27 protein-coding genes are annotated in these 26,475 nt (G+C 35.0%); 4 read left to right on the plus strand and 23 right to left on the minus strand.

All coding sequences use genetic code 11. The features are described 5' to 3' along the window. Nucleotides 1–12: 12 nt before the first annotated feature. The gene (locus JNUCC72_RS03245; protein WP_454142845.1) at nucleotides 13–1,740 is read right to left on the minus strand and encodes a ribonuclease J; all 1,728 of its coding nucleotides are present in this window, start codon (nucleotides 1,738–1,740) and stop codon (nucleotides 13–15) included. Between the two features lie 147 nt (nucleotides 1,741–1,887). Next, nucleotides 1,888–2,157 carry a 30S ribosomal protein S15 gene (gene rpsO / locus JNUCC72_RS03250; RefSeq protein WP_454142847.1) on the minus strand — a complete coding sequence of 90 codons (270 nt, stop codon included), beginning with the start codon at nucleotides 2,155–2,157 and terminating at the stop codon, nucleotides 1,888–1,890. Nucleotides 2,158–2,364: 207 nt separating this feature from the next. Between rpsO and rpsT the strand changes: the two genes are divergently transcribed. After that, complete coding sequence (gene rpsT / locus JNUCC72_RS03255) at nucleotides 2,365–2,622, plus strand: 30S ribosomal protein S20 (protein WP_454142849.1); 258 nt, start codon at nucleotides 2,365–2,367, stop codon at nucleotides 2,620–2,622. A 74-nt stretch (nucleotides 2,623–2,696) separates the two neighbouring features. On the opposite strand, the gene holA is transcribed toward rpsT, so the two are convergent. The 10 genes from holA to JNUCC72_RS03305 form a co-directional block, all read right to left on the minus strand. Continuing rightward, a complete protein-coding gene (gene holA, locus JNUCC72_RS03260; protein ID WP_454142851.1) occupies nucleotides 2,697–3,698 on the minus strand; it encodes a DNA polymerase III subunit delta in 1,002 nt (333 codons plus the stop codon). Continuing rightward, nucleotides 3,695–5,947, minus strand: a complete 2,253-nt coding sequence (locus JNUCC72_RS03265) for a DNA internalization-related competence protein ComEC/Rec2 (RefSeq protein ID WP_454142853.1) — start codon at nucleotides 5,945–5,947, stop codon at nucleotides 3,695–3,697. The genes holA and JNUCC72_RS03265 overlap by 4 nt, the downstream gene beginning before the upstream one ends. Next, nucleotides 5,934–6,572, minus strand: coding sequence for a ComEA family DNA-binding protein (locus JNUCC72_RS03270; RefSeq protein ID WP_454142855.1), 639 nt, complete (start codon nucleotides 6,570–6,572; stop codon nucleotides 5,934–5,936). The genes JNUCC72_RS03265 and JNUCC72_RS03270 overlap by 14 nt, the downstream gene beginning before the upstream one ends. Nucleotides 6,573–6,626: 54 nt before the next feature. After that, nucleotides 6,627–7,637, minus strand: a complete 1,011-nt coding sequence (locus JNUCC72_RS03275) for a SepM family pheromone-processing serine protease (protein ID WP_454142857.1) — start codon at nucleotides 7,635–7,637, stop codon at nucleotides 6,627–6,629. A gap of 3 nt (nucleotides 7,638–7,640) precedes the next feature. After that, nucleotides 7,641–8,123 carry a pantetheine-phosphate adenylyltransferase gene (gene coaD / locus JNUCC72_RS03280; RefSeq protein WP_454142859.1) on the minus strand — a complete coding sequence of 161 codons (483 nt, stop codon included), beginning with the start codon at nucleotides 8,121–8,123 and terminating at the stop codon, nucleotides 7,641–7,643. Beyond that, complete coding sequence (gene rsmD, locus JNUCC72_RS03285; RefSeq protein ID WP_454142861.1) at nucleotides 8,120–8,683, minus strand: 16S rRNA (guanine(966)-N(2))-methyltransferase RsmD; 564 nt, start codon at nucleotides 8,681–8,683, stop codon at nucleotides 8,120–8,122. The genes coaD and rsmD overlap by 4 nt, the downstream gene beginning before the upstream one ends. 4 nt (nucleotides 8,684–8,687) lie before the next feature. After that, complete coding sequence (locus JNUCC72_RS03290; protein ID WP_454142863.1) at nucleotides 8,688–8,993, minus strand: DUF2129 domain-containing protein; 306 nt, start codon at nucleotides 8,991–8,993, stop codon at nucleotides 8,688–8,690. Between the two features lies 1 nt (nucleotide 8,994). Continuing rightward, nucleotides 8,995–10,179: an FtsW/RodA/SpoVE family cell cycle protein gene (locus JNUCC72_RS03295; RefSeq protein WP_454142865.1), complete on the minus strand. Its 1,185-nt coding sequence runs from the start codon at nucleotides 10,177–10,179 to the stop codon at nucleotides 8,995–8,997. A gap of 98 nt (nucleotides 10,180–10,277) precedes the next feature. Then, nucleotides 10,278–12,125: a translational GTPase TypA gene (typA, locus tag JNUCC72_RS03300; protein WP_454142867.1), complete on the minus strand. Its 1,848-nt coding sequence runs from the start codon at nucleotides 12,123–12,125 to the stop codon at nucleotides 10,278–10,280. Nucleotides 12,126–12,293: 168 nt separating this feature from the next. After that, nucleotides 12,294–12,566: a UPF0223 family protein gene (locus JNUCC72_RS03305; RefSeq protein WP_454142869.1), complete on the minus strand. Its 273-nt coding sequence runs from the start codon at nucleotides 12,564–12,566 to the stop codon at nucleotides 12,294–12,296. A gap of 169 nt (nucleotides 12,567–12,735) precedes the next feature. Between JNUCC72_RS03305 and def the strand changes: the two genes are divergently transcribed. From def to rnjA, 3 genes are all read left to right on the plus strand, one after another. Continuing rightward, on the plus strand, nucleotides 12,736–13,290 hold the full coding sequence (gene def / locus JNUCC72_RS03310) for a peptide deformylase (RefSeq protein ID WP_454142871.1): 555 nt from the start codon (nucleotides 12,736–12,738) through the stop codon (nucleotides 13,288–13,290). Between the two features lie 129 nt (nucleotides 13,291–13,419). Continuing rightward, on the plus strand, nucleotides 13,420–13,632 hold the full coding sequence (locus tag JNUCC72_RS03315; protein WP_454142873.1) for a DNA-directed RNA polymerase subunit epsilon: 213 nt from the start codon (nucleotides 13,420–13,422) through the stop codon (nucleotides 13,630–13,632). Nucleotides 13,633–13,638: 6 nt separating this feature from the next. Continuing rightward, complete coding sequence (gene rnjA / locus JNUCC72_RS03320; protein ID WP_454142875.1) at nucleotides 13,639–15,324, plus strand: ribonuclease J1; 1,686 nt, start codon at nucleotides 13,639–13,641, stop codon at nucleotides 15,322–15,324. A 44-nt stretch (nucleotides 15,325–15,368) separates the two neighbouring features. Here the strand turns inward: rnjA and recD2 are convergent, their stop codons facing one another. The 11 genes from recD2 to ileS form a co-directional block, all read right to left on the minus strand. Further along, the gene (gene recD2 / locus JNUCC72_RS03325; RefSeq protein WP_454142877.1) at nucleotides 15,369–17,708 is read right to left on the minus strand and encodes an SF1B family DNA helicase RecD2; all 2,340 of its coding nucleotides are present in this window, start codon (nucleotides 17,706–17,708) and stop codon (nucleotides 15,369–15,371) included. Beyond that, nucleotides 17,701–18,354 (minus strand): tetratricopeptide repeat protein, encoded by a 654-nt coding sequence (locus JNUCC72_RS03330; protein WP_454142879.1) that lies wholly within the window; start codon nucleotides 18,352–18,354, stop codon nucleotides 17,701–17,703. Before JNUCC72_RS03330 ends, recD2 begins: the two co-directional genes overlap by 8 nt. Next, entirely contained in the window at nucleotides 18,354–19,016 is a 663-nt protein-coding gene (locus JNUCC72_RS03335) for a histidine phosphatase family protein (protein ID WP_454142881.1), read from the minus strand. The genes JNUCC72_RS03330 and JNUCC72_RS03335 overlap by 1 nt, the downstream gene beginning before the upstream one ends. Nucleotides 19,017–19,138: 122 nt before the next feature. Beyond that, nucleotides 19,139–20,230: a tRNA 2-thiouridine(34) synthase MnmA gene (mnmA, locus tag JNUCC72_RS03340; protein ID WP_454144706.1), complete on the minus strand. Its 1,092-nt coding sequence runs from the start codon at nucleotides 20,228–20,230 to the stop codon at nucleotides 19,139–19,141. Nucleotides 20,231–20,279: 49 nt separating this feature from the next. Continuing rightward, nucleotides 20,280–20,624: a hypothetical protein gene (locus JNUCC72_RS03345; RefSeq protein WP_454142883.1), complete on the minus strand. Its 345-nt coding sequence runs from the start codon at nucleotides 20,622–20,624 to the stop codon at nucleotides 20,280–20,282. Between the two features lie 58 nt (nucleotides 20,625–20,682). Next, entirely contained in the window at nucleotides 20,683–21,840 is a 1,158-nt protein-coding gene (locus JNUCC72_RS03350; protein WP_454142885.1) for a cysteine desulfurase family protein, read from the minus strand. A 20-nt stretch (nucleotides 21,841–21,860) separates the two neighbouring features. Next, complete coding sequence (locus tag JNUCC72_RS03355) at nucleotides 21,861–22,553, minus strand: 5'-methylthioadenosine/adenosylhomocysteine nucleosidase (RefSeq protein WP_454142887.1); 693 nt, start codon at nucleotides 22,551–22,553, stop codon at nucleotides 21,861–21,863. A gap of 21 nt (nucleotides 22,554–22,574) precedes the next feature. Then, nucleotides 22,575–22,796 carry a hypothetical protein gene (locus JNUCC72_RS03360; protein WP_454142889.1) on the minus strand — a complete coding sequence of 74 codons (222 nt, stop codon included), beginning with the start codon at nucleotides 22,794–22,796 and terminating at the stop codon, nucleotides 22,575–22,577. Then, nucleotides 22,793–23,341, minus strand: a complete 549-nt coding sequence (locus tag JNUCC72_RS03365) for an NUDIX hydrolase (protein WP_454142891.1) — start codon at nucleotides 23,339–23,341, stop codon at nucleotides 22,793–22,795. The genes JNUCC72_RS03360 and JNUCC72_RS03365 overlap by 4 nt, the downstream gene beginning before the upstream one ends. Before the next feature lie 60 nt (nucleotides 23,342–23,401). Beyond that, entirely contained in the window at nucleotides 23,402–23,608 is a 207-nt protein-coding gene (locus JNUCC72_RS03370; RefSeq protein ID WP_454142893.1) for a cold-shock protein, read from the minus strand. Continuing rightward, nucleotides 23,608–26,388, minus strand: coding sequence for an isoleucine--tRNA ligase (gene ileS, locus JNUCC72_RS03375; RefSeq protein WP_454142895.1), 2,781 nt, complete (start codon nucleotides 26,386–26,388; stop codon nucleotides 23,608–23,610). The genes JNUCC72_RS03370 and ileS overlap by 1 nt, the downstream gene beginning before the upstream one ends. Nucleotides 26,389–26,475 lie beyond the last annotated feature (87 nt).

Genomic DNA, 26,475 nt, shown 5'->3' on the forward strand with positions numbered 1-26,475 from the left:
TTTATAAATCTCCTACTTCTTTTTGGGTTGTGGTTTATTTCCTTGAGGCTTATTTGCATTACGACGATGACGATTTTGGTTAACTTCCATAATCACCGGCAATACAACGGGGCGACGTTTTGTTTTTTGGAATAAGTATTTTTCTAGTGAATGTCTAACGTCTTGCTTCAACTCAGACCAGTCAAATTTTTTGGTTTGTAGATTTGTATCAATTGCTTCTTTAGTTAACTCGATACTTTCATAAATCAAATCTTTATTTTCTTTAATGTATACAAATCCACGTGTCATAACTTTAGGCTGTGCAACAATTTTCTTTTTCTTACGATCAATAGTTACAACAGCAATAAACATACCATCATCAGCTAAAATTTTTCTGTCACGCAATACAATGTTACCAATATCGCCGATTCCTGCACCATCAATCATGGTATCTTCTGAGGAAACCGGTTCAGTTAGTTCAAATTGGCCTTTTTGGTAGTGATAAACATCACCTTTTTTGGCAATAATGATGTTACTTGAATCAATACCCGTTTCTTGTGCAGCTTCTTTGTGTGCTGCAAGTAGACGGTATTCTCCCTGGATTGGGAATAAGTACTGAGGATTTAACAAGTTGATCATCATCTGCAATTCATAACGTGAAGCATGTCCTGAAGCGTTAATTTCACGGCCGATTTCTTTAACTACTCCACCTGCACGATAAATCAGGTCAGATGTTTTTGCAACAGTTGTTTCCATAGCATGTGATGGCGTTGTTGTGATGAAAACCAAATCACCGTCTGTAATGTTAACAAGCTTATGTTGTTGCATTGCCATTCTCTGAAGTGATTTTAAAGGTTCACCCATACGGCCTGTTTCTAGTACTAAAATATCTTCTTTATCGTAATCATTTATTTTAGTAGCGGGAATAATTAGGTCTTCATCTGGAATATGCAACAAGTCTAAATCCATTGCAGTTCTCACAATTTTTGCAACATCTTGACCAGTTAAAATTACTTTTCTATTTGATAAATGCGCTGCATTTAAAATTTGTTGAACACGAGCAATATTTGAGGCTACCGCAGAAACAATTACACGACCTGGATGATCTTTTAGCGTTTCAATAATGTAATCGCCAATTTCTTTTTCATTAGCACCTTCATGTGGCATCTCGGCATTTGAAGAATCACTTAATAGTGCTAAAACTCCCTCTTTGCCAATTTCCATAATACGACCGTAATTAGTTTTATAGCCCTTATTTACACTTTGGTCGAACTTAAAGTCACCCGTGTAAACAATTTGACCAGCATCAGTTTTGATAGCAACACCTAGTGTTTGTGGAATGTTGTGTGTTGTGTCAAAAAATGAAACAGTAGCATTTTTAAAGTCGATTGCCGTATTTTGGTCGATTTCATGGAAATCACTAAAATCAGCATTCTTCTTAGCGTTTCTCACTGCAATCTTAGCTAATTCAATCGTTAGTTTTGATCCAAAAACTGGAATATCATATTTGGTAATAAAGTATGGAAGTGCACCAATTGCATCAGCATGACCATGTGTTAGAAACACACCCATAATTTTGTCTGCGTTATCTTCAATGAAAGATAAGTCCGGAATGACGTAGTCAATCCCCAATAATTGTGTGTCTGGATACTTCAATCCAGCATCTAAAATAAAAATCTCATCATCAACTTGCACAGCATACATGTTTTTTCCATTCTCACGTACACCGCCAAGTATCATTACTTTGATATCTTGTGCCATTTATTATCTCTTTTCTAAATTTTTTAATTTATCAATTTTATCCCCTATCGGGTTACTTGACTTTAACTACTGTAATTTTATCATATATTTGTATAAATTAAAGAATATAAAAAAGAGACCTTTTAAAAGGTCTCTTTTTTATATTGATTAACGACGTAATCCTAAAGCTTTGATTAGGTCACGGTATCTTGAAACATCTTTGTTTCTTAGGTAACTTAATAAGTTACGACGGTGACCGATTTTTTTCAATAGACCAACGTGTGAGTGGTGATCTTTTTTGTTTTCTTTTAAGTGAGCGTTAAGAAGAGTAATTTCTTCTGTTAAAACTGCAACTTGAACTTCTGGAGAACCTGTATCTCCTTCGTGACGAGCAAATTGTTGAATTAATTCATTTTTTCTTGTTTTTGAAATAGCCATTTGTATTTCCACCTTTCTTAAAATCCCCGTAAACATTGCCTAACGTTGGTGATTCGATTAAACAAAGCAAACGGTTCGAGATAAATGATACATTAAATCATGAAAAAAAGCAACATTACTGTCTTGCAAAACTTAAACAATTTCATTATAATTGAAGTCGCTGAGTTTTCCTGTGAAAACTCTTGTTATAAATTGGAGGTGACAAATATGCCACAAATCAAATCTGCTATCAAACGTGTTAAAACTATTGAAGCTGCTAACAATCGTAACGCTACTCAAATGAGCCGTTTACGTACAGCTATCAAAAAATTCAAAGTTGCTAAAGCTAACAACGCTGACAACACTAACGAATTATTTAACCAAGCTTTACGCGCAATTGACATGGCTGCATCAAAAGGTTTAGTTCACAAGAACAAAGCTAACCGTGATAAGTCTCGTCTAGCAAAACAAAATGCTGCTAACTAAGATAACTTAACTTATTTTAGTTTTTAATATTAAAGACTAAAAAGAAGCCCTCTTTTATAAGAGAGCTTCTTTTTTTAGCATTTTAACAGAAATAACTGCAAAAAATCATCATGATACTGATAACCCGATTTGATTCGATACTCTATTTCTATTAATTGATTAATCAGATACACCAGGTGTGAGGTACTAATTTGAGTTTGACTGGCTAACTTTATACGGTAAGGATGTGCCTTTAAAGTTTGTTCAATTTGTTTTAACGATTTATTTTGCTTTTGTAATAGCTTAACCTGCAACAAAAATCGAAGTTGAGAGGTCATAGCAGCGACCAGTTGGACCTCATTAACCCCTTGATTAATTTGCTCCTTCAGTAATTCAATAGCCTGTTGGTAGTCTTTTTTTAATGCTAAACTCAAAATATCAAAAATATTATCCGATAAATTTTGCTCAACGTTATCAATAACTAGCTTTTGTGAAATGATCATCGTATCTAACGCTGCAATTTTAAGCTTTTCTATCGCATTCATTAAGGCGGTTACATCAAAAGCCGCACGCTTAACCAATAAATTGGTTACTTGAGGCTCGATTTTATAGCTATCTTTTTCAACTAATTGCTGTGCAAACGCATTTAAATTACGATAAGATAGTTTATCTTCTATTGTCATCAAATGCTTTTTCAAAACTTTAGTTATTTTTTTTCGCTCATCTAATTTAGGGTAATTAAAATCAAATATTAAATAACTATCGCTAATTTCTTGGGACTCAATCACCTTAATTAGTTGATTTAATACTTTTTTGTTCTTAACTGCAGGCGCTTTAGCAGTTAAATTCTCAAGTTCAGAAATAATCAGGATTTTTTGGGATGAAAACAAAGATGATTGCGTGAGTTCATTAACAAGTCCCTGATAGCCCTGCTTGGCTAAATCAAATCGAACAATATCAACATCCCCATGTTGTTCTTGATATTCTTTAACCAGCTGTTGAATCAAGTAATCATTTAGTAAATCCGTTGATGTATTAACCAATGCTCCTAAAGTGCTTTGGTTATTTTTTATGTCTAAAAATTGACTAAGTGTCAACCAGAATCCTCCTCATTAGTTTGGTAGCGTCGCTTTTCCCACTGACCAAAACTGTTGAAATATACGTTAATCATACCATATTGATGGGTACCGTCATATTTGATTTTAAGATTACTTAGCGCATTAATTGTCTCTTGATGCGGATGGTGATAGCGATTATTTTTTCCAGCTGAAATAAAAGCATAGCTTGGATTGAGTTGTTTCAAAAATTCAAATGAACTTGACGTTCGACTTCCATGATGCCCTAATTTTAAATAATCAATCTTTAGGTCTTTATATTTCTTTAAAATTGCCAGTTCCTGATTTTTTTCTAAATCTCCTGTAAATAACCATTTTTTATCTTGAACGCCCACTAATAACGCCAACGAATCTTTATTTTCGCCCATTCCAGGATTTTCAGGATATAAAACACTAAAATCAAGTGACTCATACTCACGCCTATCTCCTGCTTTCAGCGCATGAAAGGTTGTTATTTCAGAATAACGTTGCATGAGACTTTTAAACTTAGTCACTCGTTGCATCCCTATCCCATAATAGACTGTTTCAACTTTTATTGACCTTAATAATGGCTCCAAATCACCAATATGATCATCGTCTTGATGAGACAAAAACAGAGCATCAATTTGTGAAATACCTTGAGCATTCAAATAAGGAACCGTTATTTTTTCTACAATGGATTTGGTGTTGGTCGTTTTTCCAAAGTTTAACCGGCCACCTGTATCTATCATTACCACTTTACGTTTAATTGGCGTTGTCAAAACAATACTATCTCCCTGCCCCACATCCATAAATGTCACTTGCCCATAAAAAGGAAAATGGATAAGTATATAAGCTATGCTATACATCGCTACCATCGTCACAATTAACCTTGACTTCATCCGTTTAAAGGTAAAACTTGCAATCGTTAATCCAATAAGTAATATCACGATTATAAATTCCGGTTTACCAAAATTAACCATGCCATAATCTAACTGCCCCACATAACCCAAAAAATCAAATAACTTGAGTAATAAATAAGCTATACCATCAAAAACTAGTGGAACTAGCGGATACAAAAAACTGAGTAAAACAAGCGGTAAAATAATATAATCAAATAAGGGAATTGCTATAAAATTGTATAAACTCGTGAAGATGTTATAACTATAAAAATAATAGAGCAAGAGTGGCAAACTAGTCAGATTAAGGTAGATAGATTGTTTCAAATAAGACATATTTTGCGTCAAAATCAAAATAAGTACTAAGAAGTAACTCAGTTGACCACCTACTGTGGTAATCATCAAAGGATCAATTAATGAATGACAAACAAACCCTAGTCCCAGCTGATCTAGTGGATTCAATTTCACTTTAAAAACATTAACTAAGACCAAAGCCACCCAATAACTAACAACAGCACGTACCAGTCCGACTTGTTCATTACCAATAAAAACAAAGATAATCAAAGCTAATCCTGTTATTATTTTAGTCTGTTTTCGCCGTATTCGTAGTAAATATAATAGTTTCTCAAGTAATTTTGCAATAACTTGAACATGCAATCCAGATATTGAAATGATATGAATAATCCCTAATTTTTTGAAGGTCTCATCATATGATAGTTCCTTAAATTTTTCACCTAGTATTAACTGAAAGCCCAACATATTCAATGGCTCAGGTAACTGTTGATAGAACTTTTTGAGCTCAAAACGTACTTGGTGAATTAAACTGACAGGATTAGAAAGTATAAGTGTATCGGGTGATACAACCTGATAGTCTTTAATACTCAACTGATAGTGAATACCTGAACTTTGATAGTAATTCTGACTGTCGAATTCAGCGATATTAGTTGCCTTAGTCAATGGTTTGAGCTCCGCAGACCTAATGAACAATTTTCCAAACGCTATCTTTTGATTTTTAAGCTGTTTAATCTTGTTCCCACTAATCAAAACCTTTTGAGAATCTAGTTTTCCTTCACCAAAAAAGCTATCAGCTTCTTGATTAAAAGTCACTTCATCTAAGTAAAGTTCAACTATCTTTGTATTCTCAGGTGGTTGATAAGTTGCTTGATGACTATATAACAAGCCATAGCTAATCAATACTACTGCTAATATAGCTAGATAAACTAGACTTTTTAGTACCTTTTTTAGCCACCACAACAAGCTCATTAAAAATAAACTAACACTCAAATAATGATGACTAGATAAAGCAAAAACCAGTGTTAACAACATAAATGCGAGTATAAAAATGTCACCTGGTAACAGCTTAAACTTTAACATCCGCACGAATGCTTTCAATAAACTTATCACCAATCCCCGTTACATTTTTTAAATCATCAACCGATGAAAAGTTACCGTGCTTCTTACGATAGTCAATAATACGTTGTGCTTTCTTTTGACCAATCCCTGTAATCCCCTGTAGTTCAGATTCAGTGGCCGTGTTCAAATCAATTTTCCCTGATTCTTTTTCGCCGTCTTGTGTTTTATTATCGCCAGTCTCTAAAGTTTCGGAATTAGCACTTGTCATACTCTTAATAATGATTTTATCTTGGTCTTTAAGCACACGTGACTGATTAGTCGCATTGAGATTAGCAGATTCTGTCACGCCACCTGCTAGCTTTATTAGATCGTGAATGCGTGAATCCCGATTCAATTCATAAACACCTGGCATTTTAATCTCACCACTAATATCAACTTTGATTGTTTCGGGTTGGCTTTCGTGAGATTCCTCACTTACATTATCGCTCTTTTCCAAGTTATTGATTCGAATAAAACCACTAGTTTCAGATTCAAATGACTGTTTGTTCATTTTAGGGTTTAAACTATAAATCAATAAACCCCCAACAAAAATAATAGCTACGGCTATCATAATCAATTTAGTTCGATGCTTTTTAACTTGTTCCATGGTATTCTTCTCTTTTCATTTTTACTTAACTACGAAAAAAAACACAGTGTTCATTTACACTGTGTTTTTTAAATAATTAAGCGCATCGTCAAATGTTTTAACCGGCACTATTTTCATAGATAACTTCATTTCTTCAGCTGTCTTTTTAGCTAGTTCATAATTCGTTATATTATTTTCACCCATTGCTTCAGGCGCAAAGAAAACTTGTGCACCAGCATCAGAAGCTGCAACAACTTTTTTATCAATACCACCAATAGCACCAACATTGCCATCTGTATCAATTGTTCCTGTTCCTGCTATTTTTTGGCCATGTGTGAGGTCTTCTTGGGTTAGCTGTTGATAAACACCCAGTGAGAACATTAAACCCGCACTAGGTCCACCAATCGAGCCAGCGTCAATTGTGACTTTAGGATTTGTTGTTAGTTCAGTTTCATCAACTAACGAAACCCCTATTCCCACTTTATTGGTTGTAGCAAGTCTCATTGTTTGACCCGATAGTTCAATTGTTTGGTTTGAACGTCTAACTTCTAATTTGATTTCTTGATTTTCATCAAGACTTGAAACGTACTGTATTAAATCACTAGTTTGATCGAAGTGACGACCATTAATACCAGTTATAACATCACCAGATTTTAGCGATTGATAAAAGTGAGACTGAGGATCCACCTGCAAGACATTAACTCCCAAGTATTTTTGATCATATGGCGTGTTCGTCTTTTTATAGGCATTGATAATAGCTGCATTTTGTGAATTTTGCATAAAAAATTGTTGAACCTTTAGATACTGCTCATCACTTACACCACCCGTCAAGTCTTCACTCGAAACAGCTGTCACATGCGGTTGAAATCGACTTAAAAATAAACTCAGGTTCGTGGCTTTTTTTATCCCAACAGTTGTTAAATAAAATTGATTATTCTTAACGGTTTTATCATTATCAACTTTTACAAACTTAGCGACATCTTCTGCTGAACCAGGTACTTCAAGATAGTACGAAGTTGGAAAATTTAAAAAGACACCCAAAGCAATAATTAATAGCGCGATTATGACCGTCCATCTTCGTCTCATTCACTAGTCCTCCAGTTTTTTAATTAATAATTGACTAACGACATCCGGCACAAAGTCACAAACATTACCACCAAATCCGGCGACTTCTTTAATCATGCTAGAAGACACAAATTCATACTTTGAATCGGTCACTAGAAACACTGTCTCAATCGCATTATTTTGATGAGCATTCATCTGACTAATCGCTTTTTCATAGTCAAAATCGCTCCCATTTCTTAACCCTCTCACAATATGCGTAGCACCATTTTTTTCAGCAACATTAACCGTTAAATCTGAAAAATCACTGACAACTGTAACGTTTTCAGTATCTGAAAATACAGACTCAACAACTTGCTTTCGCTCGTCTTGCGAGAATAAATAGTTCTTTTTTGTATTAGTCATAACGGCAACAACAATTTCATCAAATAATCTAGCAGCACGTCTAACTAGGTCAACATGTCCATTGGTAATGGGATCAAAGCTTCCTGGAAAAATCGCTTTTGTCATGATGCAGACACTCCTTCGTATCGAAAAATACGAATCATTGTTTGACCATATTTCTTTTCTTTAACCAACTCATAATTATCTTCTACAACAACTTCTGTATCTTTGTCAGTTTCAGCTATAATAATGGCATCTTCTGCTAGTAATTTTAGTTCAACTAGTTCATCCATAATGTCAGCAATACGCTGTTTAGCATAAGGTGGATCTAAAAAAACATAGTCGAAATGGTGCCCATTCATTGCCAATTTTTTAAGCGCTGCTTCATCAGGCATTTTTAAAACTTCGAATTTTGATTCTTCTTTAGTCATGGCAACATTTTCTTTGATAATTTTAATTGCTTGATAAGCTTTATCAACAATGACCGCTTTATCCATACCACGAGATACAGATTCAATTGCTAACGCACCGCTACCACCATATAAATCAAGTGCGGTACCGCCATCAAAGTACTGTCCTAAAGAATTAAATAGTGATTCTTTAACCTTGTCACTGGTTGGTCGTGTCAATTGACTTGATAATGTTTTTAAAGTTCGCTTAGAGTATGTTCCACCAATCACTCTCATTTTGCTACCTCATTTCGTGATTTTGATTATAAACTTTTGCTTCAGCCCTTAAGGATTCCATCAAATCTTTTTGATTATCAAAATCTAACGCTAGTTCTTCAAATTTTGATTGTTTGACTCTTATCACAAAACTTTTTTGAGATAAATGATCCATCAACTTACGATGATTTTTCGCATCAACATATAGACAAACGTAGCGAAAAGTTTTGGATACGTAAGTGATAAAGCCGTAACGTTTTAATTTTTTGATATCTTTAACTTGTTTTATCCAGACAATTAATTTTTTTCTTGAAGTTAACTGTGTAGTCACTTTATCTCTTCTTCTCCTTTAAACTTTTTTCACAACTACTAATATTTAGACAAAGTCCAATTCCAACCGTTAGAATGGCTAAAGAAGACCCTCCATAACTAATAAAAGGCAAGGTCACTCCCGTGATTGGTAGTAACCCCACAACTGCCCCAATATTAAAGATGGTTTGAATTAGAATAGTTGTTGCAAAACCATAGCAAATAAGGGAATTAAATTTGTCAGATGCATGTAACCCTGTACGCATTAATCGCCAAATTAAGTAAAATAGCAGTCCTAAAACAACTAACGCTCCAATTAGCCCTAATTCTTCAGTGATTACTGACATAATAAAGTCTGTATAAGGTTCAGGTAAAGCACCTCTTTTTTGGATACTGTTTCCTAAACCGACACCGAAGAACCCACCATTAAAAATGGCATAGTATGAGTTAACTAGTTGTGCTCCTTGAGTAGCTTTCAGTTGAAATGGATGCAAGAATGCTAGGATTCGCATGTAAGCATATGAACCCTGGAGAAAATCAGGATTCCATTTTACTAATAATGCTACAGACATCACTAAAAATAAAATCAAACCAACGTTAATCGTGAACATTCTTTTGGCTGAAATTCCAGAAACCGTAAATAAACTTAGTGAAATTACAGCTAAAATAGCAGCCCCACCCATATCAGGTTGAACTAACGCTAAAACAAAAAAGCTAGTGGCAATTACAATCGGGCCAAACAACTCATTTCGAATAACTTTTTTAGTTAGACGGTTTGTCCGCTTATTAAAAATATAGGCTAAATACAAAATCAAAGCAAATTTTGCAATTTCTACTGGTTGAATCGTAAAAGGCCCTAATGGAATCCAACCTACAGCACCATTTACTTCGAACAGTCTGACAATGCTTTTAGGAGCTAAAAATTTGATACCTGCTAAAAACAACATCAATATCCAAGATATACCCAGAGATAACAAAATTACCCTGGGATTTTTTAGTGTAGATAACTTGACTCGAAACGAGACAAACCCCAACACTAACGAAACAACAACCCACATCAACTGCTTAGTTAAATAAGCAAAGGGCGATAAATTGTTCACCAATAATATGTATGAGCTAGATGAGTAAATCATCACCATTCCAATTCCTATCAGAAGTAAAAATGGGATTAAAATACCATAATCCAAATTATTTAACTTTTTCTTCACAAGTACACGCTCCCTAGTCGTTAAGCTTTTTTTATTATATCACGGATACAAAAAAGCCTTAAGGATGATTTGTCCTTAAGGCTCTTTAAAACTAAAAACTATCCTTTTTTAGAAGCTAGTTTCTTTTGTTTTGAAGCTTTTTCACGTTCGTTAGTATTCAAGATTTTCTTACGTAGACGAATGCTTTGTGGTGTTACTTCACAATATTCATCATCGTTCAAGAATTCAATTGATTGTTCAAGTGTTAATTCTTTAGGTGTTTTAATACTTGAAGAGTGATCTTTACCTGAAGCACGAGTATTAGTTAATTTTTTACCTTTAGTTGCATTAACTGAAATATCGCGATCACGACTGCTTTTACCAACAATCATACCTTCGTAAATTTCAACACCTGCACCGATAAATAATGTTCCACGTTCTTCAATAGATTGTAGAGAGTATGTTGTAGATGGTCCTTGGTTGATAGAAACAAGAGCACCTTCACGACGACCTGGTTCCCAGTTTTTAATAGCTGGTTGGTAGCTGTCGTAAGTATGGTTCATGATTCCGTAACCACCAGTCATTGATAAGAATTCTGTTGAGAATCCAATCAATCCACGAGATGGTGCCAAGAAGTGAAGACGAGTTTGTCCGTTACCCATTGGTTCCATGTTCTTCATGTCAGCTTTTCTTTGTGATAAAGCTTCAATGATTGAACCAACATATTCATCAGGTGTATCGATTTGAACTGCTTCGTAAGGTTCACTCATAACACCATCAACATCTTTGTAGATAACCTCTGGTCTTGAAAGTTGTAATTCGTAACCTTCACGACGCATTTCTTCAACTAAGATTGATAAGTGAAGTTCACCACGTCCTGAAACTGTCCAAGCATTTGGTTCATCTGTTGCTTCTACACGTAGAGAAACATCAGTTCTTGTTTGTTTGTGAAGACGTTCTTCAATTTTTCTAGCTGTTACATATTCACCTTCACGTCCTGCGAATGGTGAGTTGTTTGCAACAAATTTCATTTGAAGTGTTGGTTCGTCAATTCTTAAAACAGGTAGCGCATCTTGGTGGTCAACAGGTGTTACTGTTTCACCAACATAAATATCTTCCATACCTGAAACGGCAATTAAATCACCAGCTTTAGCTGAGTCGATTTCAATTTTCTTAAGACCGAAGAAACCAAATAATTTAGTTACACGGAAGTTTTGTGTCGAACCATCTAGTTTAAGAACGGAAACTTGGTCCCCAATCTTAATAGTTCCACGGAACACACGACCAACACCGATACGTCCAACATAATCATCATAATCAAGCATAGCCACTTGGAATTGTAGTGGTTCATCTTCATTATCGATAGGAGCTGGGATTTCTTTGACGATTGTGTCAAAGACAGGGTTCATTGTTTCTTTTTGAGTATCTAATGCTTCATCAGTACTTGAAGTTCCGTTAATTGCACTTGTGTAAACAATTGGGAATTCAAGTTGGTCTTCGTTAGCACCTAATTCGATAAACAGTTCTAGCACTTCGTCAACAACTTCTGCTGGGCGAGCACCAGGACGGTCAATCTTATTGATAACAACGATAGGTGTTAGGTTTTGTTCTAGCGCTTTTTTCAAAACAAAACGTGTTTGTGGCATTGTTCCGTCGTAAGCATCCACAACAAGTAAAACCCCATCAACCATTTTCATGATACGTTCTACTTCCCCACCGAAGTCGGCGTGTCCGGGTGTATCCAAAATGTTGATTGTTGTATCACCATATTTAACAGCAGTGTTCTTTGATAAAATAGTGATTCCACGTTCTTTTTCAATATCGTTTGAGTCCATCGCACGATCGTCTAAGTTAATGTGTTCATCCAATGTATCTGATTGTTTCAACAATTCATTAACTAATGTTGTTTTACCGTGGTCAACGTGGGCAATAATCGCAATATTGCGAATGTCGTTTCTTCTATCCAATTGAGTTCCTCCTAAAGTCCATAAAAAAACTGTGACTCATTCTCACAGCTTTCTTACGCCAAAACATCACATCAGTATTGTGATGTTTTCTAGTACTTATTACTATGTTTCCTAATTCTAGCATACTATATTTATAAACGTCAATTTATTGTCAGAATCAGTCAATAATTAACTAGCCATCACGAATCGGCCTGTTTTTAACTTTTTGGCCTGATGGATTGTGTCATAAATTGAGTATCCAGATACTTCTTCAAATTGTCGACTAATTCGTCTTTGTTCTGCAATAGCTGGCACAATTCTTGAAAACGCATGATAGCGCATCAAGAATTGTTCGCAATCAATCGATTCTTCATATGCCTGTTCCACAGCATTGTAAAAAGCAATCGCTTGAGTCGTTTCTTCTATAGACCAAAAATCTTCTAAAGGATAAGCATAATTCATTTCTTGTTCTCCCTTCACTAGTCATTCTCATTTTAGCGCAATTTTTTGAAACATCAAAGAATTTTTAATAGAAATAATGTCTGCAAACCTTCCTAATATCGTATTTTTTGTTTCTATAAATGTGGTAAAATAAATTAATAGAGATTATATTTAATATGGAGGCTTAACTATGCTATTAATGAAAGATATTGTCCGTGAAGGAAATGATGTCTTGAGAAAAGTAACTGATGAAGTGACTTTCCCTCTATCAGATGAAACAAAAAAACTAGCTGAAGAAATGATGGCGTTCTTGAAGAACTCTCAAAATCCTGAACTAGCTAAAAAACATCAACTACGTCCAGGTGTTGGACTGGCTGCTAACCAAGTTGGCGTATCAAAAGCTATGAGTGCTGTTTTGATTCCAGATGCTGATGACAACATTATCATGGAAGAAATGCTAATTAATCCAAAAGTGATTCGCCAATCTGTTCGTAAAGTAGCACTTGGTGAAGGTGAAGGTTGTCTAAGTGTGGACCGTAATGTTCCAGGTTACGTGCCTCGTGCTAACAAAATTACTATTCGTTACCAAAATATGGATGGCGAAGTTATCGAAAAAACACTTAGAGGTTATGAAGCTATCGTTTGTCAACACGAAATCGATCACTTAAATGGTTACCTATTCTACGATAGAATTAACCAAGAAAATCCGTTCTTCGTTGAAGATAATATGCTAATTTTAGAATAGAAATTGTACTTTATAAGGCCATAAGATTTTTGTACTTAACCCGGCTTTTATGCTATTATTCAACTATCTGTTGGTCTTTTCCAACCTATTGTTCGTTAAACTATTATTTATTAAAAAGGAGATTTTACTTTGATTTACAAAGTTTTATATCAAGAAAACACAATTCAAAACCCACGTCGTGAAACGACACAAACACTATACTTAAATGCTACATCACTTGTTGATGCTCGTGAACAGATTGAAAAAAACACCCCCTATAATGTTGAATTCATTCAAGAGCTAACAGGTAACTCTTTAGCTTATGAACAAAAATCTGAAGCATTTAAAATCACGGAGTTTTAATCGATTATGAAACTCAATGTTAAAAATCATGAAACCGCCGTCTTTGCCATAGGGGGATTAGGTGAAATTGGTAAGAACATGTATGTTATCCAATTTCAAGATGAAATCATCATTGTTGATGCTGGAATTAAATTCCCAGAAGATGATTTACTCGGTATTGACTACGTTATTTCTGATTATTCATACTTAATCGAAAACCAACATAATATTAAAGGTTTAGTTATTACTCACGGACACGAAGATCATATTGGTGGGATTCCTTACCTACTTAAACAAATCCCTTCTATCCCTGTTTATGCTGGACCGTTAGCTTCTGCCTTAATCAAAGGCAAGTTAGAAGAACATGGTTTACTTAATACCACTTCTCTTCACGAAATCCATGAAGACACTGTATTGAAGTTTCCAAAAATCACTGTTGATTTCTTCCAAACAACCCACTCAATTCCAGATACTTTGGGAATTGCCATTCATACGCCACAAGGTGTTATTGTTGAAACCGGTGACTTTAAATTCGACTTCACACCTACCAGCAATCAACCTGCTCCTAACCTACAAAAAATGGCTAAACTTGGTGAAGAAGGTGTTCTAGCATTACTATCTGATAGTACAAATGCTGAAGTTCCTGAATTTTCTAAGTCAGAGCGTTTTGTTGGGGACTCTATCAAGCATATTGTTGAAGGTATTGAAGGTCGTATTATTTTTGCAACATTTGCCTCAAACCTTTACCGTGTTTCTCAAGCGGTTGAAGCTGCTATCGAAAACAACCGTAAAGTGGCTGTTTTTGGACGTAGTATGGAAAACTCTGTGAAAAACGGGCTAGAACTAGGTTACTTAAATATTCCAGATGGTGTTTTAATTGATGGCCATGATATCAACCAATACCCTGCAGAAGAAGTTATGATTATCTGTACAGGTTCTCAAGGTGAACCAATGGGTGCTTTAAACCGTATTGCAAATGGGACTCACCGTCAAATCACACTAAACCCAGGCGATACTGTTATCTTCTCAAGTAACCCTATTCCAGGAAATACAATTAGTGTTAACCATTTAATTAACCTATTGTATGAAGCTGGTGCTGAAGTTATTCATGGAAAAGTTAACAACATCCATGCTTCTGGTCACGGTGGTCAAGAAGAACAAAAATTAATGCTTCGTTTAATGAAGCCTAAATACTTCTTGCCTGTCCACGGTGAATACCGTATGCAAAAAATTCATTCTGAATTGGCTATTCAATGTGACGTTGATCCAGATAACATTTTTATTATGCAAAACGGGGATGTCTTAGCTCTTGGTTCTGACTATGCAAGACCAGCCGGACATATCCCAGCAGAAGATGTTTATGTTGATGGATCTGGTATTGGTGATATTGGTTCGGTTGTCTTGAGAGATCGTAAGATTCTATCTGAAGAAGGTGTCGTTGTCGTAGTTGCTACTATTGATTATGACAAAAAACGCGTTCTAGCAGGTCCAGATATCTTATCTCGTGGATTTGTTTACATGAGAGAATCAGTTGAACTGATTAATCAAGCTCAAAAACGCGCTTACCACGTTATGCGTTCAGCAATGGAAAATAGCGATAAACCTTCTGAAAAAATCATTCGCCAACGTGTGATTGACTCACTTCAAGAATTTTTATTCGATAAAACTGAACGTCGTCCAATGATCTTACCAATTATTATTAGTAAAGATTAAGCTAAATAAAAAAAGTCTAAACTCAATTGCGAGTTTAGGCTTTTTTAGTTTAATTGGACACCAGCCATTCCTATCATTGGATCGATTTGTTGGCTCAAAATCAACTCTTCTGTTAGTAAATAGCTTTCTTGTTGAGGTATCTCTGTCGATTTATCTGCTACCTCTTTTGAGTTAACTTTTGGATAAAAAGTTGTTTGAAGCCTCAACGCTAAAGTCGTTTTTCGGTTGCTACCATCAGTTGCAATTGCAGTTTGGAAAGCACGTCTTTCCCCTACCATTACCAAACTTTCACTAGCACGTGTAATTGCTGTATATAATAAGTTACGTTTTAGCATACGGCTATTTTGCATCGTTAGCACCAAGACAATAAGTGGAAATTCACTTCCTTGTGACTTATGAATCGAAATTGCATAAGCAAGCGTCAAATCATTCAATTCTTTTTTGCCTAGCGTTACTTCGTGACCATCAAAGTCAACAATCATTGTTTCAGCCTGATTATTAGGTGTTAAACTAACAATTTCACCGATTTGACCGTTATAAATATCTTTTTCTGGATTGTTAACCAGTTGCAATACACGGTCATTAATTCGAAACTTGTGTTTACCTATTTCAATTTCTTTAGTCGTTGATTCTTCTTTAGGGTTCAGCAAAGTTTGTAGTGACTGATTTAAATTATCGATACCACTTTCACCACTATACATAGGTGTTAACACCTGAACTTGATCCATTGAAAACCCTTTTTCCGTTGCTTTTTTGACAATTTGGTTCACAACGGCAGGTACTTGATTTCTCGAGCAGGCAATAAAACTGCGGTCTTGTTGCTGTTCAAAAATTAATTCTTTATTTTGCTGATGATTAATTTCATGGGCTAATTCAACAATTGAAGATGATTCAGCTTGGCGGTGAATTTTTTGTAACTCTGTCTTTTCAAAACAATTGGATTTCAATAAATCAGAAAATACATTTCCCGCGCCAACTGATGGTAACTGGTCTTGGTCACCTACCAAAACAACTTTTGTTTCTGGTGTCAGTGCTTTTGCTAGTTGATAAAATAGCAATAAATCAACCATTGACATCTCGTCTACAATCAACAAGTCTCCTTTGATTTCAGTTTCAGTGTCTTCTTGGTTTTGCTGACCATCAGAAACAAGTCCGAGTAAGCGATGCAATGTTGTTGCTTGATATCCTGTTACTTCAGACATTCTTTTAGCAGCTCTACCTGTAGGCGCTGCAAGTAGAATTTTAGGACGATTAGTCTCATCTAACTGATTAAATGATTCAATAATTCCTTTGATAACTGTTGTTTTCCCAGTACCTGGTCCCCCAGTTAAAAGTGATAATTGATTAGTCAAAACCATAGCAATCGCATCTTTTTGAGTTTGATCGTAATCAATATCAAGCTTGATTTCAGCTTGATTAATCACTGCTTCAACATCATCTGCTTGATTAACTTCGGTTTTATAATCTTCAAAACGTTTTAACTCATCAGCAATGTCTAGTTCTCGTTTGTAAAACAACGGCAAATAAAGTCTTTGCTGGTCGATGACGACTTTTTGAGCCTGTACCAAATCTTGTAACTGCTCCAAAATTTGTTCATCAGCTATTTCACCAGAAAAATGTGACTGATTTAAAATCTGATGCGTATCATCAATTAATAAAGTTGCATCTTGGTAAGTGTCACCATTCACAGCTGTATTGCTAACCAATCCCTGTAAAATAGCACCTTGAATTCTTTTCTTTGAATCATAAGTGATTCCCAACTTTAAGGCGATTTCATCTGCTCGCTTAAATCCGATTCCACTAACTTCAGAAATTAATTGATAAGGGTTATCTTCAACTAATTCTAAAGCCTTATCACCGTACAATTTATAAACTGCTGTCGCTACTTTTTTGGGAAGTCCTAAATTTCCCAACTGTAAAATAATTTCTGAAAAATTATCAATCTTCAAAGCACCCAAACTCAAAGATTCTTGTTGTTTTTTGGTTAGATTTAGTTGCTGAAATTCATCAGCATCTAATCCCTGTTGCAAAATAGGTAGTGTTTTTTCTCCTAGCTTATCAACAATTTTTTGTGCTGTTTTTTGGCCAATACCTGGGAAATTTTCGCCACTTAAGTACTTGATCAATCCCGCTGTACTAGAAGGTTCAAGAACATGGTAATAGTGACACTTAAATTGATCTCCGAATTTTGGATGAGTAGTTATTTTACCTTGAAATTCATAATCGGTATCATAGTCTAAGTCACCAATGGTCCCTGTCACAATGATTTCTGGTGTAGGCCAATCCAAATCTCTTCGGTCACTGATTTCAACACTAATAATCTTGAATAAATCAGCCGTATTTTCAAATATTATTGCCTTTAGTTTTCCTACAAAATCAGCCATTTAACTTACCATTTTTAACTGCTGAAAGTAGCGATTCATATTGTTGTAATACTTGTTTGGCTACTTTAGCATTTATTTCATTAGCTTTTTCAAAATAAGCCTGCGCTTTTTCATAGTCTTCACTATATACACAAATTCCCAAAAAGACATATGATTTCGCTGTAGGGTTAATGGTTGCAGCTTCATTAAAATAACGAAAGGCTTGTTTCAAGTCTCCCATAGCTAACCAAAGATCTCCTAGTAGTTCTTTGCTTTGGCTATCTGATGGATTTTTTTGGTCCGAAGTCATTGCATAGGCTAAGGCCTTAGGATATTGTTGCACGTTGAAATAGACCAGCGCTTTTTGATATAAATTATCGGCTGTATCAGGTAATTGATTCAGTAAATTAAGTGCTTTTTCGAGCTCACCTTTAAGGTAGTAAGCAGTTGCTAAATTAAAGTATAAGTCTTTAGGATTTTCCACGATATTTGCAGCCTTCAATAATAGCTCAATCGCTTTTTCAAGTTCGTTCCCTTTTACCAAAAATAATGATAACTGTAAGTATCCTTGCGTATCTTTAGGGTTATGATCAATTTGATTGACTAGCAAGTGAACTGCTTTATCGGTTTGGCCTTGTTCAAATAGTTCTTGCGCTTGTTGATTCATTAAACTGTGTCACTCTTTTCTGGTTTTTTAGTTAAGTAAGATGTGTTATTAAGCATTAAACAATCAAAATCTTGACTATTACCTTTATTTTCAAGAATAGATAAACTTGTGTTTGCTAACCCGCCATCTTTTCTCATATCAGCTAATGGGACGTGTAACTGGCTTTTAATAATTGTATTCAACGCTGCCCCATGACTAATGACCAAAATGTTAGCTTCAGTATCACCATACTTAGCTAGAACATCTTTAATGAATGCATCACCACGCGCAATAACTGACTGAAATGTTTCGCCGCCAAATGCAGATGGATCATACTCAGCTGGATTTTCACGAAAGGCTTTAATTTGATTTGGATAATTTTTTGTACATTCTACAAAGGTTTTTCCTTCTAATTCACCCAAATCGAATTCTTTAAGTCTTTCATCTTTAATAACTGAAACTTGTTCTTGGTGTAAAGCTTTAAGTAACTCTTCTGAAGTAGTTATCGTTCTTTTTAAAGGACTTGTATATAACACATCAAAAGAAACATCCTCAATAAAAGAAGCTAATTGCTTGATATCTTCATAAGATTGAGGCAGTAATGGCGAATCCCCATTAGCCCCTTGATATCTTTTTTCTAAATTCCATTGTGTTTTTCCATGACGAATAAAATATAATTTCATAAGCAATAACTCCTTTTTAGTCTTTCTTTTATTATGGGAAAAAATCACTTAAAACTCAATGACATTTGACCAAAAAGAAAATAAAAAACCGAAACTCCCTCAAAGTTAGAGAGATTTCGGTTTTAAACGTATTGTAATACTTTTTCGTTTTGGTAAGCACGGTCGATGATACCGCCACCTAGACATTCTTCACCATCATATAATACAACGGCTTGTCCGGGTGTAATCGCACGAACAGGTTCGTCGAATACAACATTAGCTGTATTATCTTCAGCATTATAATGAACAGTCACACCAACATCAGGTTGACGATATCTGAACTTAGCTGTCACTTTGTAAGTGCCTGTTTCTGGGAATTGTGTTGTAAATGAAAAATCAGAAGCTTCCAAGCGATCAGCATAAAGGTGTTCGTTATGGAATCCTTGATCGACATACAAAATATTTTCGTTAATATCTTTACCTACAACAAACCATGGTTCGTTAGATGAACCGTGAGTTCCACCGATTCCAAGTCCAGAACGTTGGCCAATTGTGTAGTACATTAGCCCTGTGTGTGTACCCATTTCTGTACCATCAGGTGTCATCATTTTACCTGGTTGTGCTGGTAAATATTGACCCAAGAATTGACGGAAATTACGGTCACCAATGAAACAAATTCCTGTTGAATCTTTCTTCTTAGCAGTCACTAAGCCAGCTTCTTCGGCAAGTTTTCTAACTTCAGGTTTAGTCAAACCTTGAAGTGGGAACATTGTTTTATCTAGTTGTGCTTGGCTCAATTGACATAAGAAGTAAGTTTGATCTTTATTTGTATCAGTTGCACGCATCAAGTGTGTATAGCCTGCTTCATCACGATAAATTTTTGCATAGTGTCCCATTGCAACATAATCAGCATCTAAATCCATTGCGTAATCTAAAAAGGCTTTGAATTTTACTTCTTTATTGCACATTACATCAGGGTTAGGTGTACGACCTTTACGATATTCAGCTAAGAAATATTCAAACACACGGTCCCAATATTCTTTTTCAAAGTTAACTGAATAGTAAGGAATTCCTATTTTTTCTGCTACTTTACGAACATCTTCATAATCTTCTGTTGCGGTACAAACACCAAATTCATCTGTATCGTCCCAGTTCTTCATAAAGACGCCAATAACGTCATATCCTTGTTGTTTTAGTAATAAAGCGGTAACAGATGAGTCTACTCCACCACTCATTCCAACAACAACACGAGTCTTGCTGTTATCCAAAAAATCAACTTCTTTCTTATTTATCTTCAGTAATAATATGTGCTTCGACTAAATCTTTTAAGATAAATTCAAGTAGTTCTTTTGCAGCAGATAACTGGTCGTTTTTAAATAAGTTCACCTTCTGCAACCCATTTTTGTCTGTGATAACCATTTTTAATTGTGTCATCTCTTGAGAGATTGTTATCTTGAATCTCATAGTTGCATTATAAGGTGAGTCATTATATAAAGGACGATCATAACTAAAATTACCATTTTTAGTTTGTTTGAATCCAGCATCAATTAACGAATAACGCTTGATATCATCGTCTACTGCAAATTGTCTTGAATCACCATTTATTGAAACAAATTTAGATTTTGCCATCATAAAACTCCCAACGAATTATTATTATAAAATAGATTAACTAAAAATGCACGCATTTTTACTTATTTTTTGTTAGTAATCTTGAAACAATTTTCACTAGCTGGCTAGATAAGGCTTCAACCTCAACTTCTGTATTAAATTCACCAAAACTAATTCGGATTGACTCGTTTACACGTGGACTGCTTTCACCATACATAGCTGTTAGTACGTGAGAAGGCTCTAAAGACCCAGCAGAACAAGCTGATCCACCAGATACCGCAATATGGTTAAGGTCTAAGTTCATCTGTAAACGATCGGTTTCAACACCTTTTATCCAAAGATTTAACACATGATAGGAATGATTATCATCTAATTGACCATTTACTTCAAAATCAACTTGATTTTCTTCTAAGTGATTAAGTAATTGGTTTGTCAATTGTTTAAAGAATGTCTGTTTATCTTGTTTTGATGCTTCATCCAATAGGCTAACAGCTTTAGCAAAACCCGCAATAGCAGGGACATTTTCTGTTCCAGCACGTCTTTTGCTTTCTTGCTCTCCACCCAAAATAAGTGGTTTGATAAAGATATCTTTGTTAAGGTATAAAAATCCAATGAATTTAGGCCCATTAATTTTGTGAGCACTAGTTGAAAGTAAATCAATATGGTCACGTCTAACATCAATACTATCCAGCCCATAAGATTGAACTGCATCTGTATGAAAAGCAGCTTGATGGTCTTTTAATAGTTCACCAACCTCATGGATAGGTAATCTTGCACCTGTTTCATTATTAACACTCATAAGTGAAACCAAAATTGTATCTGGTCTTAGTGCTGATTTCACATCATCAATACTCAAACTACCCTGCGAATTAACAGGTAAATAAGTAACTTCAAATCCTAAGCTTTCTAAATATTCCAGAGTTCTTAGGACTGAGGGATGCTCAATAACAGTTGAAATAATATGCTTACCTTCGTTTTGCTTAATTTTAGCAACTTGGCGAAGCGCCATATTATTACTTTCTGTTCCGCCACTTGTGATAATAATTTCTTTATCTGTCGCATTAATACTTTTAGCTAAAGTTTCTCGACTATCATCTAAAACCTTTTTAGCTTGACGACCGAACTCATGAGTGCTTGATGCATTCCCATAAACGCTTGTCATCTTATCAGTCATTTCTTCAATAACTTCAGGTCTCATCGCTGTTGTTGCAGCATTGTCAAAATATAATGAACTCACTTGTAAACGCCTCTTCTTTTTTATTTTAAATTATCTAAGAAGTGGAATACGATTTTCGCAGCATTTTTACCAGCAAATTTAACAAAATGATCAAATGTCATATCTGAGCTCATATCACTTTTATCAGATATTGAGCGAATTCCTACCATTGGAACTTGATAGTTATTCAATACTTGCGCAATCGCAGCCCCTTCCATTTCAACACATAAAGCATCGGGGAAGTTAGAAATAATATGTTGTTTTGTTTCTAATTTTCCAACAAACATATCTCCTGTTACAACTAATCCTGTCGTGTTTGGCACACTTAGTTGTGTCAATGCCTGTAATAATTGATCGTTGTAATAACGACTTGTTTCATATCTTTCAGGTTGTCCTGGTAATTGTCCTAATTTATAGCCATCTTGAGTAGAATCAGCGTCATGATAAACAAGTTCGTTTGCTACGACAACATCACCAATTTCTAAATTATCTGATAAAGCTCCTGCTGAACCTGTCATGATTACTAAATCGGGTTTAAATTCTTGCATTAACAATGTTGTTGTCATTGCTGCTTGAACTTTACCAATACCACTTAATACGATAACAATTTCAAAATCATGGTACTGTGCTTCATAAACTTCAGTTGGACCTACCACTGATCTCTTAACATTTTCGAATTGTTCTAAATAATACTCTCGTTCTTCTGACATTGGAACAATAATACCAATTTTCATTTAAAATTTCCTCACTTTAAATTAAAGATAAATCAAAGCTAATATTGTCAAAATAATCAAAGCGCTAACGCTTAATATGGCAATATTAAGTTTCTTTTTTAATCTTCTTACTTTTTTTTCTTGCTCTTTAAGTTTATCAGTATCAATCGGATTTTCCAATTCTTTATTGGACAAAACCTTATCCCCTTCAGCATTTTGCTGCTGTTTTTTAAGTTCTTCTTGATATTCTTTTCTAGTTTTCATTGAGCTACCTCAATTGTTTTCCAGTAATTGATTGCCATTATTGTTTTCAAATCCACTATTTTGCCAGATTCTATCAGCTGTTCTGCTTCAGACAGCGTTAACCAATTAACACTCAAAAACTCATCATCATCAAGTGGTCGCTTATTTTTTAACTGGCTTAGTTCATCACAATAATAAAAATACATCTTTTCATCACTAAATCCTGGAGAAGTATAAAAATCGTAAACTTTCTTCCAATTATTAGCTTGATAACCAGTTTCTTCATTTAGTTCTCTTTGAATTGCTTCAAAAGGAACTTCTGAAGCTGAATCTAACTTTCCTGCAGGGATTTCAATACTAACACTTTTAAAGGGTTCACGCCATTGTGTCACAAATAACGCCTTTCCCTCATTAACTGCTAAACAACTAACTGCTCCATTATGACGTACAACTTCTCGAAAAGAGACTTCCCCATTAGGTAATTTGACTGTTTCAACATCTAAACTAATAATTTTACCTTTGAATTTTTCCTGTCTTGATAACTCAATTTCGCGATAATTATCCATCTATTTCCTCCTGATAAAAAAGAAAAGAAAAAGCTGAGTAATTCAACTTTTTCTTTTACTTTAATCTAAAACTGTAACGTTGATTGCTTGGTACCCTTTGGGCCCTTTAGCAAGTTGGAATTCAACATTTTGTCCTGGTTTCAAAGTCTTAAAACCTTCTGTCATAATGGCTGTGTAATGAACAAAATAATCGGCATCCATGAATTCATCATAAATGAATCCAAATCCTTTTTTTAAATCGAATTCTTGAACAGTTCCCTTTAACATTAGTCTTCGAACCCTTCTGCCACTGCTTCTGGAAAATCATTTTCAACGATTTCAGCACAGTGTGCACATAATTCTGGTAATTTTTCATTTACACCAGTATCTTGACATACTTTACGACATCTTGGGCAAACTTCACCTTCGGCATGTTCAACAACAACTGACATATTTTCATAGTGATCAGCATTTTCAGGTGCTTTTTCATCACTAACTTCTAAATCAGAAGTAATTAATAATACACGAACATCTGAATTTAGGTTATTTAGTAATTGTTTCAATTCTGCATCTGGGTAGATAGTTACTTTTGATTCAAGAGATTTACCGATAACTTTTTGATTTCTAGCTTCTTCTAGAGATTTCAAGACATTATGACGGAACTTCATGAATTCTGCCCATTTTTCAAGTAGTTCTGCTTCGTTATCATAACTTAGGACTTCTGGCATTTCAGTTAATTGGGCATATTCTTCTGGTTCTTTCAAGAATGACCAAACTTCTTCTGCTGTGTGAGTCAAAATTGGTGTGATTAGTTTAGTTAATTTAACTAAAACATCATACATTACTGTTTGCATTGTACGACGTGCTTTAGAATCAGCAGATTCAATATAAACAACATCTTTAGCAAAGTCTAAGTAAAATGCTGATAAGTCATTTGTAATGAATTCAAATACTAATTTATAAACATCGTTAAAGTCATAATTTTCGTATGCTTCTTCAACAGCTTTAACAACTTGATTCAAACGAACTTCAATGTATTGATCAGCACCAGGCATATCTTCAAATGCAACACGATTTTCTTTTGGATCAAAGTCAGTTGTATTTGATAACATGTAACGCATTGTATTACGGATTTTACGGTAAACTTCAGATACTTGTTGCAAGATTTCCATTGAAACAGCAACGTCAGCACTTGAGTCAACTGATGATACCCACAAACGAATAATTTCAGCACCCATTTGTTTAATCACTTTATTTGGTTCAATAACGTTACCCAGAGATTTACTCATCTTACGTCCTTGACCGTCTAGTACAAAACCTTGTGAAAGTAGTGATTTGTATGGTGCTTGTCCATGAACAGCAACACTAGTAATAATACTTGAGTTGAACCAACCACGGTATTGATCTGATCCTTCTAAGTAAAGATCAGCAGGATAACTCACTTCAGGACGTGCTTGTAAAACAGCAGTGTGTGATGAACCTGAGTCAAACCAAACGTCCATGATGTCGTTTTCTTTAGTAAATTCTCCGTTTGGACTACCTTCATGAGTAAAGCCTTCAGGTAACAATTCTTTAGCTGTTCTCTTATACCAAACGTTTGATCCTTCTTTAGCAAACAAGTCTGCTACATGGCTAATTGTTTCTTTTGTAATAATAGCATCGCCATTTTCAGCGTAAAAAATTGGTAAAGGAACACCCCATGCACGTTGACGAGAAATTACCCAATCACCACGGTCACGAATCATGTTATAAAGTCTTGTCTTACCCCATTCAGGTAGGAAACTTACTTTTTCAATTTCATCTAAAATGTTTTGTCTAAATGGTTCAATTGATGCAAACCATTGTGTTGTTGCACGGAAAATAACTGGTTTTTTAGTTCTCCAGTCATGAGGATAACTGTGAGTAAAGAATGATAATTTTAGTAATGAACCATTTTCTTTCAACTTATCAGTTACCATCTTGTTACCGTCATCGTAAAATACGCCTTCAAAACCAGGTGCTTCGTCAGTGTAATGACCAGATTCATCGATTGGTGATAATACAGGAAGATTGTATTTCATACCTGCGATAAAGTCATCAGCCCCATGTCCTGGTGCAGTATGAACAAGTCCTGTACCGCTATCTAGTGTTACGTGATCACCTAAAATCACAAGTGATTCACGATCGTATAGTGGGTGTTTTGCTTTAACATATTCTAAATCTTGACCTTTAACCGTTTTTAGTACTTTTACATCTTCAAATCCTAAAGTTTCACTAACCGTTTCAAGTAGGTCTTGTGCGATTACATATTTGTTACCGTCAGCTTCAACAACCGCATAATCAAAACGAGGATTTACAGCAATAGCTAAGTTTGATGGAATTGTCCATGGTGTTGTGGTCCAAATAATTAATTTAGCATCTTCATCTAAAATACCCTTACCATCAAGTAAATCAAAAGCAACATACATAGAAGGTGACTTAACATCTTTGTATTCGATTTCTGCTTCCGCAAGTGTTGATTCAGAAGATGGTGACCAGTAAACAGGTTTTTTACCTTTGTAAATGTATCCATTTTCATACATTTGACCAAACACTTTAACTTCTTCAGCTTCATATTCAGGTTGTAATGTGATATATGGATGATCCCAATCAGCAGCTACCCCTAAGCGTTTGAAGTCTTCACGTTGCTTGTTAACTTCGTTCATTGCAAAGTCACGACACATGTCACGATATTCTGAAAGTGAAATTTCCTTACGGTTAACACCTTTTTTAGCAAGTTGTTGTTCAATAGGTAATCCATGAGTATCCCAACCTGGAATAAATGGTGTTGAGTAACCTGTCATTGATTTGTAACGGACAACAAAATCTTTACTAATTTTGTTTAACGCATGTCCCATGTGGATATTACCGTTAGCAAATGGAGGGCCATCATGCAAGATGAATTGAGGTTTACCTTCATTTAATTCTAAACGTTTTTCATATAATTTATTTTCGCGCCATTCTTCTTGCCATTGACCTTCACGGTTTGGAAGATTTCCACGCATTGGAAATTTAGTTTTACCTAAGTTTAAAGTATCTTTTAATTTCATGTTAGTTCCCCCTTTAAAATAAAAAAGCTTTCATCCTACATAGGACGAAAGCTTCGCGTTACCACCTAAATTGCATAAAATTATTTT

It is taken from the genome of Holzapfeliella sp. JNUCC 72 (genome assembly GCF_053668685.1).